This window comes from Solibacillus isronensis, assembly GCF_900168685.1.
Lineage (GTDB): Bacteria > Bacillota > Bacilli > Bacillales_A > Planococcaceae > Solibacillus > Solibacillus isronensis_A.
This window is the reverse complement of sequence record NZ_FVZN01000002.1, coordinates 23,774-37,140: the sequence shown is the minus strand read 5'-3', so window position 1 is coordinate 37,140 and position 13,367 is coordinate 23,774. Positions and strand designations below refer to the sequence as shown.

The 13,367-nt window shown below is 40.2% G+C and carries 12 protein-coding genes; 7 read left to right on the top strand and 5 right to left on the bottom strand.

Translation table 11 applies throughout. The features are described 5' to 3' along the window. Both B5473_RS00475 and B5473_RS00470 read left to right on the top strand, forming a co-directional pair. Window positions 1-1,137 carry a sensor histidine kinase gene (locus tag B5473_RS00475; RefSeq protein WP_176141984.1) on the top strand — a complete coding sequence of 379 codons (1,137 nt, stop codon included), beginning with the start codon at window positions 1-3 and terminating at the stop codon, window positions 1,135-1,137. Further along, a complete protein-coding gene (locus B5473_RS00470) occupies window positions 1,134-1,748 on the top strand; it encodes a response regulator transcription factor (protein WP_065216319.1) in 615 nt (204 codons plus the stop codon). Before B5473_RS00475 ends, B5473_RS00470 begins: the two co-directional genes overlap by 4 nt. 93 nt (window positions 1,749-1,841) lie before the next feature. On the opposite strand, the gene B5473_RS00465 is transcribed toward B5473_RS00470, so the two are convergent. The 5 genes from B5473_RS00465 to B5473_RS00445 form a co-directional block, all read right to left on the bottom strand. Beyond that, window positions 1,842-2,813 carry a proline dehydrogenase family protein gene (locus B5473_RS00465; RefSeq protein ID WP_079523175.1) on the bottom strand — a complete coding sequence of 324 codons (972 nt, stop codon included), beginning with the start codon at window positions 2,811-2,813 and terminating at the stop codon, window positions 1,842-1,844. Window positions 2,814-2,890: 77 nt separating this feature from the next. Then, window positions 2,891-3,649 (bottom strand): ABC transporter permease, encoded by a 759-nt coding sequence (locus B5473_RS00460; protein WP_079523174.1) that lies wholly within the window; start codon window positions 3,647-3,649, stop codon window positions 2,891-2,893. Then, on the bottom strand, window positions 3,646-4,371 hold the full coding sequence (locus tag B5473_RS00455; RefSeq protein WP_079523173.1) for an ABC transporter ATP-binding protein: 726 nt from the start codon (window positions 4,369-4,371) through the stop codon (window positions 3,646-3,648). Before B5473_RS00455 ends, B5473_RS00460 begins: the two co-directional genes overlap by 4 nt. Before the next feature lie 171 nt (window positions 4,372-4,542). Beyond that, window positions 4,543-5,895: an ammonium transporter gene (locus B5473_RS00450; protein WP_079523172.1), complete on the bottom strand. Its 1,353-nt coding sequence runs from the start codon at window positions 5,893-5,895 to the stop codon at window positions 4,543-4,545. Window positions 5,896-5,924: 29 nt separating this feature from the next. Then, complete coding sequence (locus tag B5473_RS00445; RefSeq protein ID WP_079523171.1) at window positions 5,925-6,266, bottom strand: P-II family nitrogen regulator; 342 nt, start codon at window positions 6,264-6,266, stop codon at window positions 5,925-5,927. A 361-nt stretch (window positions 6,267-6,627) separates the two neighbouring features. Between B5473_RS00445 and B5473_RS00440 the strand changes: the two genes are divergently transcribed. From B5473_RS00440 to B5473_RS00420, 5 genes are all read left to right on the top strand, one after another. Next, a complete protein-coding gene (locus tag B5473_RS00440) occupies window positions 6,628-8,097 on the top strand; it encodes a nicotinate phosphoribosyltransferase (RefSeq protein WP_079523170.1) in 1,470 nt (489 codons plus the stop codon). An 18-nt stretch (window positions 8,098-8,115) separates the two neighbouring features. Next, window positions 8,116-8,940 (top strand): ammonia-dependent NAD(+) synthetase, encoded by an 825-nt coding sequence (nadE, locus tag B5473_RS00435; RefSeq protein WP_079523200.1) that lies wholly within the window; start codon window positions 8,116-8,118, stop codon window positions 8,938-8,940. A gap of 151 nt (window positions 8,941-9,091) precedes the next feature. After that, complete coding sequence (locus tag B5473_RS00430) at window positions 9,092-10,033, top strand: AAA family ATPase (RefSeq protein ID WP_079523169.1); 942 nt, start codon at window positions 9,092-9,094, stop codon at window positions 10,031-10,033. Then, window positions 10,033-11,220: a DUF58 domain-containing protein gene (locus B5473_RS00425; protein WP_079523168.1), complete on the top strand. Its 1,188-nt coding sequence runs from the start codon at window positions 10,033-10,035 to the stop codon at window positions 11,218-11,220. The genes B5473_RS00430 and B5473_RS00425 overlap by 1 nt, the downstream gene beginning before the upstream one ends. Beyond that, window positions 11,217-13,367: a DUF4129 domain-containing transglutaminase family protein gene (locus B5473_RS00420; protein ID WP_079523167.1), complete on the top strand. Its 2,151-nt coding sequence runs from the start codon at window positions 11,217-11,219 to the stop codon at window positions 13,365-13,367. The genes B5473_RS00425 and B5473_RS00420 overlap by 4 nt, the downstream gene beginning before the upstream one ends.

Below are 13,367 nucleotides of genomic sequence, written 5' to 3'. Positions count from 1 at the left end.
ATGCAAACTTGGTATAGTATCATCCCGAAAAGTCCGATGTTGAGTATTTATATATGGATAATCTTTTGTATTATGCCATTTTTCTTCATTATACAATCATTCACATTATGGCAGATTGTTTTAGGGATCACTTTAATTTTAAGTTATTTCTTATGTCATTATTTTTCATTCAGTGCCAGACCTGGACTGAAATATATGTGGATCAGCTTTCAAATGTTGCTGAATATCGCAATGACACTTGTATTTGGCTATGTATATTTAGCATTATTCACCGCATTTTTCATCGGTAATATTAAACAGCCAGTTGGATTTTATATTATGTATGGCTTACATATAGGCTTTACCGTTCTTTCAATTGTCGGAGGTTATTTCATCTTCCTTGACTTATTTTTATCGCAAACACCATTTATTATTATTAATATGCTGGGTGTTGTGCTGTTGCCGTTTACGCTCTTTTCAAGAACGCGACGGGAAAACTTGGAAGGTGAGCTGGAAACGGCGCGGGAACGGATATCTGAATTGACGGTGATTGAAGAACGCCAGCGTATTGCACGTGATTTACACGATACACTTGGGCAAAAACTTTCAATGATTGGTTTAAAAAGCGACTTGGCAGCAAGACTGGTTGAGAAAAGCCCGGAACAAGCCATTGTAGAAATAAAGGATATTCGTCAAACTGCTAGTGTCGCGCTAAAAGAAGTGCGTGAGCTTGTAGCCGATATGCGTGCAGTGAGGGTGGAAGAAGAGCTTTACCGTGTAGAACAAATATTAAAAGCTGCACAGATTAAACTGCGGTTAAATGGAGATAAAAGTGAAATCAAAATGCCGATATTAGCGGAAAATGTTATTAGTATGTGCTTGAAGGAAGCAGTTACAAATATCGTCAAACATAGTAAAGCGACGATTTGCCGTATTAGCTTTTATCAAAGTGATGATGAATTCAAAATGACGATTCAGGATAATGGGGTTGGCTTTGAACGCTCGAATACATTACTCGGTGGAAGTGGTTTAAAAGGGATGCAGGAGCGTATTGAATTTATCAATGGTTCACTTGAAATAGAGAGCGATGAAGGGACAACGGTCGTGCTGAAAATACCGTTGGCGATCACGCATCAAAAGGGAGAGAACGCGAAATGATTCGTATTGTAATTGCTGAGGATCAAGGAATGCTGCTTGGGGCGATGAAATCATTGCTCAGCATGGAAGAAGATATGGAAGTGGTCGGCCTTGCAAAAAACGGGGAAGAAGCCATTGAAATGGTAACAGAACTAAATCCGGACATTTGTATTATGGATATAGAAATGCCGATCAAAACTGGGTTGGATGCTGCCGAAGCATTAAGAGGAAGCGAATGTAAAATCATTATTTTAACGACGTTTGCGCGACCAGGCTATTTTGAACGTGCAAGAAAAGCGGGAGTGCGCGGCTATTTACTGAAGGACAGTCCGATTGAGGAGCTTGTCAATTCCATTCGAATCATTATGGATGGGCGCCGCATTTACGCACCGGAGCTAGTGGATTTTGTATATGAAGATGATAGTGAAAATCCGCTCACGGAAAGGGAAAGCCAAGTGCTGGAACTTGTTGCGGAAGGGAAGACGACAAAGGAAATTGCTGCCGAGCTTTATTTATCAGCAGGTACGGTACGAAATTACATTTCCGTCATACTTGATAAGCTTGGTGTCGGCAATCGAATTGAAGCGATCGCACGCTTTAAAGAAAAAGGCTGGAATAAAAAGAAGATGTAATTGAAAAAGACCAGGAATTAATTTAAGTACTAAATAAACCCCCTTATTTTGTCTGTGAACAAAATGAGGGGGTTTCTAATTGGGTAACTCCCTTTATTTCTTTTTCGTTAATCGTCCGAGGAGGTATGCGCCTGCTGCTACTGCCAGTAGAGTATTTGTCTTTTTGTTAAATACTTGTTTAGTGACTAGACTGATGTTTTGTGGACGTTCTGCTAAGCGACGCATGAAATAGCCGTACCAGTCTTTGCCGTATGGAACATATACGCATACTTGATAGCCTTCGCGTGCAAGTTCCAGCTGCAAGTCTTTCCGGAATCCGTAAAGCATTTGGAACTCAAATTTTTCTTTCGGAATATCATATTGCTCAACGTAATACTTCACATGCTTAATAATATTATGGTCATGTGTGGCAATCGATGTAAAATTTCCGTGCGCCAAATGATATTCAATCAGCTCGATAAAGTTGATATCAATATCAAGTTTATCCTGGTAAGCTACTTCTTCCGATTCTTTATAAGCACCCTTTACAACCCGTAGACGGAAATCTTTGAAGTTTTCAATATCGTCCTTTGCGCGGTGGAAGTATGCTTGAATGACTGTTCCTACATTATCGAATGATTTTGCAAGTTCCTCCAACATATCGAATGACGGCTGAAGTCGCTTATAATCTTCCATATCAAAATTGACGAAAATTCCGTATTCATGGGCGCGTTCCACAATTTCATATAAATTGTCATAGCAGAAATCGATGTCGATATCCAACCCCAGCTGTGAAGGTTTCAAGGAAATGTGTGCATCCAATTCTTCAACCTGAATGGCTTCGATCATAGCTAAAATTTCTTCTTTCGCTTGCGTTGCTTCTGATTCATCCGTAACGTATTCGCCTAAATTATCAACAGTGCAAGAAATTCCTTGCTCGTTTAATTTACGAATACTTTCGATTACTTCTTCGATCGTTGTCCCTGCAACAACGCTTTGTGCGCCCAACTTTAAACCGTATTGCTGAGCTGCATTGTTAAGAGTTTGGTTTTCAGATAATGAAATGAAAAAATCACGTAATGCCATAAAAACATCTCCTTAAAATTCGTCATTTACTTAAAATTATACCATAGTGCTATTTTCGTAGATTACGAACAGCTGCTTTAATTTGCACCCATTTTAATCTTCTGCATACGATTATTAAATAATGTAGGATACACTAAAAAGCCTAAAATAGTAGAAGAAAGCGTAGCACATGTCAAAAGGGCAAATATAATCAGTATTTGAAACTGTACGGCTTCAATGGGACTGGAACCGCCGATAATTTGACCGCTCATGATGCCGGGCAGTTGTACAAGTCCGATTGTTTTTTGCGATTCGATTGTAGGAATCATGCTTGCTTTGATCGCATTCATCAGTTGCTGATGAATGGCCTGTTTTGGTGTACCGCCAAGTGACAAAATAAGCTCTATTAAGTGCTCGTTTGCTTCGACTTCCGATTTAAAGCGATTTAAAAATAGGATGGATAATACCATTGAGTTGCCAATCATCATTCCGCTGATCGGAATGATATAATTTGGTGTAGCCGGCATAATTTGCAGGCCGAGCAAAACTCCCATTACGACAGCTTCGACCGTCATAAAGGTAATGATTAATTTCCAAGTGATACCTCGAATGTTTTCCCCTTTTTTACGCGCATTTAACGTAGCAGCTAAAATAATTAGCGAAATCATCAACACCATATAGAGCATGCTTTCCGATTCGAATATAAAATGAAGCAAATACCCGACGGCAAGCAGCTGTACTACAGAACGCACAGTTGCGATGATTGTGTCGCGCTCAAGGCCGAGTTTCAATGTTTTCGATAAAATAAGCGGAATCAGTACGAATATTAATGTCAGCGATAGCGAAGTATAGCTCACACATCATTCCCCCTTGCCAAAAATTGCTGGACAATAGGGTTTGCGGAGGTAAAGAACTTTTCTGTTTCCGATGCCTCAATCAGCTCGCCATTTTTTAAGAGCCAAGTATAGTGACCAAGTTTTTTGGCTTGTTCGATATTATGGGTAATCCAAATAATTGTCGTTCCAAAACGTCTGTTTAACTCAACAATCAATTGCTCAATTTCTCGAACTGATTTGGGATCAAGTGCTGAAGTAATTTCATCAAGAAGCAAAATGTCCGATTTATTGACTAATGTTCGTGCAATGGACAGTTTTTGTTTTTGTCCACCAGATAAATCGTTGGCCTCACGCATAAGGAAATCTTCATTTAATCCGACGTCGTTTAAATACTGGAACGCCTCTTCTTTTGAAAGTTCCTGATGCTGGAGCTTTCTTGGTAATGCTAAATTTTCATATACAGTTGATTTTAAAATTGGGGCAGATTGAAGTGCAATACCGACAATCCTTCTTAAAGTAGTTGGTTCATATGACTGCATTGGTTGTCCGTTAATAAAAATCGTACCGGATGTTGCAGAGATGAGCCCATTACAGAGTTTAAGCAATGTTGTCTTTCCGGCACCGGAAGGACCGATTAAAGTTGTAATTTTTCCTTTAAAAAAACTGGAGGTTAAAGGATGAATAATTTTTGATTGATTCACTTCAAACGCTACATTGTTAAAGTGAATAGCTTGTTCTATCATATGTTGCTCCTTCACTATCAATTTCTATATATTAGGATAATCCTATTGAGTAAAGAAAGCAAAATAACAAGGAGCTGTCTGAAAAACTTTCAGAACAGCTCCTTGTTCAGTTCATAATTTATTGAAAGAATGGTTCGAAAATGTGTGGGGGAAGGGGGCACACATTTCGCTTTAGCTCTTGGAAGAGCTTAAAGAATTCGGGAACCCGGTTTTAGTTTTAGACCCGCTATCTTGTACGTTTGAAGGAGTAGGAACTTTTCCTAAGTTCGTTAGACGTTGGGCAAAACTGTCATTTGATTTTGTAAGACCTTTAAATGTTTCCTGCATTTCATAAGCGTATGCGCCATGCTCTGCAATATCCAAACCTTGGACTTCCTCTTCATGTGTAACGCGTAGAGGGATAAATGCTTTAATAATATATGTTGCGATGGCAACAGTACTTGCAGTCCATGCAACTACTGCGACAACACCTAATGCCTGCACGCCTAGTAATTCAGCACCACCGCCGTAAAATAGACCACCACCAGCAGTATCGAATAATCCGACTGCTAACGTACCCCAAATACCTGCTACACCATGTACAGCAACAGCACCAACAGGATCATCCACTTTTAGTTTATGCTCAATAAAGCGGACCGCTTCTACTAACACAACGCCACCAACAGCACCTGCAATAATAGATCCGACAATGCTTAAGTTAGCAGCACCGGCAGTAATACTTACTAAACCAGCTAAAGCACCGTTTAATGTTAAAGAACCATCGATAAAGCCATAACGAAGACGTGTATAAAATGCAGTAGCAATTACACCGGCAGATGCTGATAAGAAAGTATTTGCAATAACGCCAGGAACTAATGCCGGATCTGCTGCCAATGTTGATGCACCATTAAAGCCGTACCAACCTAACCAAAGGATGAAAACACCTAATGCGCCAAGTGGAATGGAATGACCAGGAATAACATTTACAACACCTTTAGCATACTTCCCGATACGAGGACCAATGATTGCTGCGACAACTAGAGCTCCAACTGCGCCAGTTAAATGTACAACAGTTGAGCCGGCGAAATCGACGAAGCCTAAAGAAGTTAACCAGCCATCACCTTGCCATACCCAGTGGCCGACAACCGGATAAATAACTGCTGTCATGATAACGACCAATGCCATATAGGCCATAATATTTGTACGTTCAGCAACAGCACCAGAAATGATTGTTGCACATGTTGCGGCGAACATTGCCTGGAATACGAAGAATGCGATATCATCAACACCGCTTAATGCAAAACCGGAAGTGCCGATCAATCCGCCTGAGCTTTCACCGAACATAATGGCATATCCGACAGCGAAGTAAACAAGGCCTCCGATTGAAATTGTTAAAATGTTTTTCATTAAAATATTGACGGCGTTTTTAGAACGTGTAAACCCTGCTTCTACCATCGCGAATCCCGCATGCATGAAGAATACGAAAAATGCCCCAAGCATTACCCAAACTAAGTTAATCGATAATTCCAATGCTTCATTCGTCATTAAAAACTCCTCCTTTTAGGAATATTTTTTTAGTCAATTGCAATTGAGCCAAGCTCTTTTGTGCGTATACGAATCGCCTGCTCTACAGGGTAAATAAAGATCTTACCGTCACCAACTTCACCTGTAGAAGCTTCACGCAATAATACATCGATGATCGGTTGTACCTTTGCGTTGTCAACAACCATTTCGAGCTTGAGCTTTTGCGAAAATTCCATTGAGAAAGAGTTTCCGCGAAACAATCCGATTTTCCCTTCTTGTCGCCCAGCTCCGGCAATCTCGGAAATACTTAATCCATCAATTCCTTCAAGAGCTAACCCCTCTCGAACTTGTGCAAACACCTCAGGTCGAATTATTGCTTCAATTTTTTTCATGCTCAACAACTCCTTGTGTTATGTTATCTAACATGATAAATTGAATTTTTGGATAAATCAATAACTAATGTTAGGAAAATTAACATGTATTTTCGATTGGTTTAATCTAATTGTTAGATAATGTAAAAAAGAGGGAGTGGTTAGGTTTTGTTGAACAGGTGAAATCCAGGGATTAGACTACCTGGAGAAATTTTCAAAACGTTTTTAATTTAGTCAATTGGGGAAAACTATATTACCAGCAAAGCAAAATTAACTGCCATGTAAAAGTACGTAACATGGAAGAAAGAATCTTCATACTTCGAATTAATTGAAGATGGTGTATACTATGACTAAATTATGTTTTGGAAGAAGGGAACTTACGATGAACGAAAAGTATGTAGATGGTAGTCTTGCTTTGCATACCGATTTATATCAAATTAATATGGCGGAAAGCTATTGGGCAGACGGAATGCATAACCGGAAAGCTGTATTTGAGTTGTATTTCAGACAATTGCCGTTCGGGAACGGCTATGCAATTTTTGCTGGATTGGAGCGCATGCTGAATTATTTGAAAGACTTTCGATTCAGTGAAACCGATATCGCATATTTACGAGATGAACTTCATTATAAAGAGGATTTTATCGAATACTTAAAAACGATTCGTTTTACGGGTTCCGTGTATTCGATGGAGGAAGGTGAACTTGTTTTCGCGAATGAACCGATTGTGAGAATTGAAGCGCCGCTAGTGGAAGCGCAGCTGATTGAAACAGCGCTATTGAATATCGTAAATTACCAAACGCTGATCGCGACAAAAGCGAGCCGTATTAAGCAAGTTGTCCATAAGGAAATTGCGATGGAATTCGGTACACGCCGCGCGCAAGAAATGGATGCAGCTGTTTGGGGAGCTCGTGCCGCAGTAATTGGCGGTTTTGAATCTACTTCAAACGTAAGAGCAGGGAAGCTGTTTAATATTCCTGTATCGGGTACACATGCGCATGCATTGGTTCAAGCATATAAAAACGATTATGATGCATTCCATTCCTATGCAAAGCGTCATAAAGACTGTGTGTTTTTAGTTGATACGTACAATACATTAAAGTCAGGTGTTCCGACGGCAATCCAAGTAGCGAAAGAACTTGGCGATAAAATTAATTTTATCGGAATTCGTTTGGACAGCGGAGATATTGCCTTCCTTTCAAAGGAATCACGCCGAATGCTTGATGAAGCAGGGTTCCCTGATGCGAAAATTATCGTTTCAAATGACTTGGATGAATATACAATCTTAAACTTAAAAGCGCAAGGTGCCCGAGTGGATATGTGGGGAATTGGAACAAAACTCATTACTGCATATGACCAGCCAGCTCTAGGTGCTGTCTATAAAATGGTTTCCATTGAAAATGATCATGGTGAAATGGAAGATACGATCAAAATTTCAGCTAATGCCGAAAAAGTAACGACACCTGGTTTAAAAAGAGTTTACCGGATTATTAATAAGAAAAGCGGGAAATCAGAAGGGGACTACATTGCAATGGCTGATGAAAACCCTGCTGCTGAAGAACGAATTAAAATGTTCCATCCGGTGCATACATTTATCTCAAAATTCGTAACGAACTTTGAGGCAAAGGAATTGCACCGCAAAGTGATTGACAAAGGTGAGATTGTTTACAAAAATCCAACCTTAATGGAAATCCGTCAGTATGCGTTCGACAACTTGGATTTACTTTGGGATGAATATAAACGTTCGTTAAATCCCGAGGAATACCCGGTCGATTTAAGTCAAAAATGCTGGGATAATAAAATGCGCAATATACAGGAAGTGCGCGATATGGTAACAGAACTCGAAGAACGATAAGGAGTGAGGACATTGTCTATGTTGCAAAAACAAATTATTGAAGAGTTAAAAGTACAGCCGACAATCGATGTAGAACAGGAAATCCGTAAGTCTATTGATTTTTTAAAGGAATACGCAAAGCATCATCCTTTCTTAAAAGGATTTGTTCTCGGTATTAGCGGTGGGCAAGACTCAACATTAACGGGTAAGCTTGCACAAATGGCTGTCGATGAACTAAATGAAGAAGCGGGATCGTCCGTTTACTCGTTCTGGGCGGTAAGATTACCTTATGGCAAGCAATTCGATGAAAAAGATTGCCAGGATGCACTCGATTTCATTCAGCCTACAAAAGTGTATACAGTTAACATTAAAAATGCTGTAGATGCAAGTGTAAATGCACTTTCAGAAGCGGGGATTACGCTGAGTGATTTCGCAAAAGGGAATGAAAAAGCGCGTGAACGAATGAAAGTACAATATTCGATTGCAGCATCAAATGATGGTGTCGTACTTGGCACGGACCATGGTGCAGAAGCGGTAACAGGCTTCTATACGAAGTATGGTGATGGTGGTACCGATTTAATGCCGATTTTCCGTTTAAATAAACGTCAAGGTCGTGCGATATTAAAACATTTAAACTGTCCGGTACATTTATATGAAAAAGTTCCGACTGCAGATTTAGAGGAAAATCGTCCTGCATTGCCGGATGAAGTAGCGCTTGGTGTTACGTACGAGCAAATTGATGATTATTTGGAGGGCAAGGAAATACCGGAACAGGCACGTGAAAAGCTTGAAGGACATTACTTGCGCTCGATGCATAAACGTCATATGCCGATTACAATTTTCGATGATTTCTGGAAACAATAATACACATTAGAACATAAAAATCACCTTACTTCTTTTTGATGAAGTGGGGTGATTTTCCATTTTAAAGGGAAACTAGTTGTGCTCGCATTTTGTTTTCGTTATGCTTAAACTACATGCCAAAGATGCAACGAATTCAAGTGGGAGGACTATTATGAATGAGCAGATCGAAGGAATAATCAGAAATATTGAAAAGGTAATGATAGGTAAAAGAGAGATTGCCGAGCTAAGTATTGTTTCACTATTAGCAGGAGGGCATGTATTACTGGAAGACGTGCCGGGCGTTGGGAAAACGATGATGGTACGTGCGCTTTCAAAGTCTTTGGGAGCAAGCTTTAAACGTATTCAATTTACACCGGATTTACTACCATCTGATGTAATAGGTGTTTCTATATATAATCCAAAAACATTGCAGTTTGAGTTCCGTCCGGGGCCGATTGTCGGCAATATTGTGTTAGCGGACGAAATTAACCGTACTTCACCAAAGACACAGGCCGCTTTGTTGGAAAGTATGGAAGAAGGTTCAATTACGGTAGACGGTGAAACAATTCAACTGCCGAAACCGTTTTTTGTAATGGCAACACAAAACCCGATTGAGTATGAAGGGACATACCCGCTTCCGGAAGCACAACTGGACCGTTTTTTACTGAAAATAAAAATGGGCTATCCGACAAAGGAAGAGGAAATTGAAGTGTTAAATCGTGCCGAAAGATCGGTTCCAATTGATGATCTTTTCCCGGTCTTAACAATTGAGCAGTTGAACGATTTAAGAGAACAAGTAAAACAAGTACATGTAGAAAATAATATTAAAGAATATATCGTGTCAATCGCACAGCATACACGTCATCACGAAAATGTGTATTTAGGTGTAAGTCCCCGTGCTTCCATCGCATTAATGCGTGCCGCGCAAAGTTATGCCTTTATGAAGGGAAGAGATTATGTCATCCCGGATGATATACAATATTTAGCGAAATTTGTATTCGGCCACCGAATTATTTTAAAACCAGAAACACGCTATGAAGGGATTACGGAAGAACGAGTGATTGAAAGTGTTCTTCGTAATGTCCATGTTCCTGTGAAAAGGTATATACCGTAATGAAGGGAATTAAGCAGTTTCTGAAGCATGGCGGGCGTTTAATTACCGTTGTTTCGTTGCTCATTATTACGTATTGCTATGCAATGTTCCAAGGGGGCTTTGTAAGCTGGTTTGTTTTCTTTACGATTCTACCGTTTTTGGTCTATTCAATTTTACTGGCGATTATACCGATTCGTTTTAAAGAAATATCCCGTACTTTATCGAAGGACCGAATTGAACGTGGGAGCAATGTACAAGTTACCGTAACATTCCGGAATACGAGCTGGTTTCCGTTTGTTTTCATGATGGTCCGAGAACTCCCGATGAGGGAAGAACATTTTGAAAAACCAAACGGAAATGTAACGAAACTATTTTTAGTTGGTTGGAAACGCGAGTTTAAGTGGACTTATGAATTGAAAGAGTTAAAACGCGGAGAGCATCATTTTAGAGGATTGCTGTTTACATGTACGGACTTTTTTGGGTGGACAATAAGGAATGTTGTAATAAATCACCCGCAGTTATTTTTAGTATATCCGAAAGTATCCGACGTCAAATTATTGCCGATTGGAATGCAATACGACCAAGGGACAAGCCAATCCCGCTACTCTTTAATCAAGGATACAACGGTTGCGACAGGGGTCCGCGAATACGTACCGGGTGACCGCTTTTCCTGGATTCACTGGAAATCCTTTGCGAAAAATGGTGAACTGCGAACGAAGGAATTTGAAGATCAAAAATCACAAAATACATTTGTGCTGATCGATCGTGCAGTACAGAAGAACTTCGGTGATGTTGTCGATTACACGGCGTCTTATATAAATAAAATTGTAAAAAAACAGGGCGATGTTTCGTTCTTAAGTGTTGGGGTTGACCGCTATTTTACGCCCGTAATTAAAACGGGCAAACAATATGAAAAGGTGCTGCAGCATTTGGCGACGGTCGAACCGGATGCGCAGTTTGGTGTCGAACGTCTGTTATTTGAAGAACAGAAAATGATGAGCCGCTCCGTTGTTGTCATCATGACAGGTGAAATGACTCCGGAACTGCAAGAAGTACTGAATGCCGGAACGAAATATGCGCGTAAAATTATATGCTTTGTTGTAAGTGACCAGAAAGATCCGGTGCCGCATATAAGCCAAAATAATGAAGTGCATTATATCGGGATGGACGAGCTGCAGCGAACATATTCGGAGGTGAAGCACGCATGAGACGCAGCACAGCCGAAAAAATAGAACTCGCGATTTTTTACTTTATTGTTTTTCTGATTTTACGAGAATGGCTAATACCTGTTATAGAGTTGACGAACACCGGCTACTTTATGCAGTTTGTATTATTCATAGGGCTTTGTTTAATTCTGGGTATCTTTTCACTGCCTTTTATTATTAACTGGCTTATTAAATTGGCTTACATTACGTGGTTCATTGTCAGTGTGTATAAAGATGAGACATTGATGACGATGCAATTTTTATCGGAAGAAATGAAATATAATTTGGATATACTACTTGCGGGTGAGTGGATTTATGTAAGTGACCCATTCCGGACAAGTCTGTTTTTCATACTGATTTGGATGCTGATTTATCTAATTCAGCATTGGGTAAGTGTGCGCTATAGCATCTACTATTTCCTGTTACTTACAGTATTTTTCATCGGGACGCTCGATACTTTTACTGAATACGATGGCACAGCGGCGATTATAAAAGTAATGCTGCTAGGTCTTGTGCTTACATCTTTGCTGTTTATAAAACGGCTTATGCAGGCAGCGGAAATGCAAAAAGACTGGATGAACTACTTGAAGTATGCAACTCCGATTATTATTTTTGTCATGATGGCAGGTATTGTTGCAACACTTATGCCGAAAGCAGAGCCGCAATGGTCGGATCCGGTGCCGTATGTAAAAAGCATTGCGGGTATTGGAGGTAATGGGAGTCAGTCGGTTGCGACAGTTGGTTATGGGGAAAATGATGAGCGACTGGGTGGACCGTTTGCAGGTGACAATACGCTTATCTATGAAATAAAAACGCCGATCCGCCAATATTGGCGTGTGGAGACGAAGGATGTTTATACTTCTAAAGGTTGGGAGCAATCGATGGATGAGTCAGTGCAGTACACGCTTCTGTTATCAGATCCACTGACGCTTTCAATCGAACCTGGAAGCGAAGAACCCCAGTCGGTGGAAGTACAGGCTATAAGTGAAGAATATTTGTTTCTGTTACAGGCCTATGGAGTTACTTCTTATGATTTAAATGGGATGCATACCGGTTTGAGATATAATACAGGCAATGAGAAAATTTTGCCGCTTATCAATAGTGATGTGATAGCGCCTGCATCATACGAAATGACCTTTCAGCAGCCGGAATATAGTTACGTAGCTCTGAAAGAAACATTATCCTCAACTGAAAATAATCCGCGCTATTTACAGCTTCCGGATAATTTGCCGCAGCGTGTAACCGATTTAGCGCATGAAATTACGGATACGTACGACAGTGTATATGACAAGGCGCGGGCAATAGAAGGTTATTTTGCGCGTAGTGGTTTTCAATATGAAACGACGAATGTACAAGTGCCAGCAGCGGACCAAGATTATGTAGATCAGTTTTTATTTGAAACAAAGCTTGGCTATTGTGATAACTTTTCTACTTCAATGGTTGTCATGCTTCGTTCGATAGGGATTCAGGCACGTTGGGTAAAAGGTTTTTCAAGTGGAGAACGAGTTGGTTCACAAGACGGTATGTTTACTTATCAGGTGACGAATAATGATGCCCATTCGTGGGTTGAAGCGTATATTGATGGTATTGGCTGGATGCCGTTTGAGCCGACAATTGGGTTTAGCAATCCGATGAATATTAACTATGATGTGGATTTTGAAGCTCCGGAAGAAGAACAGTTACCTGAAATGGAAGAACCGGAAGCACCAAAGCCGGAGTTGGAAGAGCAAGATACACCTAAGCAATCAACTAACAGTACAAGTGGAATAGACTGGTCGAAATTTAAATTGGTGCTGTACGTATTATTGGCACTTGTTGTAATTGGCTTAATTATCGCTTGGAAAAAACGCGGACAATGGCAACCGAAACTGGCTGTCCAAATGAACCGTTCAAAATTAGACAAAGCGGCAACATTTGAAGAAGCGTACTTTGTATTGTTGAAACAACTGGAGCGCATTCATTTAAAACGAGGGCAAGATGAAACGCTGCAACAGTTTGCTATGCGTGTCGATCGACAGTTGGATACAACGAAAATGAGTGAGTTGACGGCGTTTTATGAGCGTCTTATTTACGCTAAACAGACCGATCAAATGAACACAAATGAAATGAAAGAAATTTGGGAATATTTAATCAATCGCACGAGTGGTTGA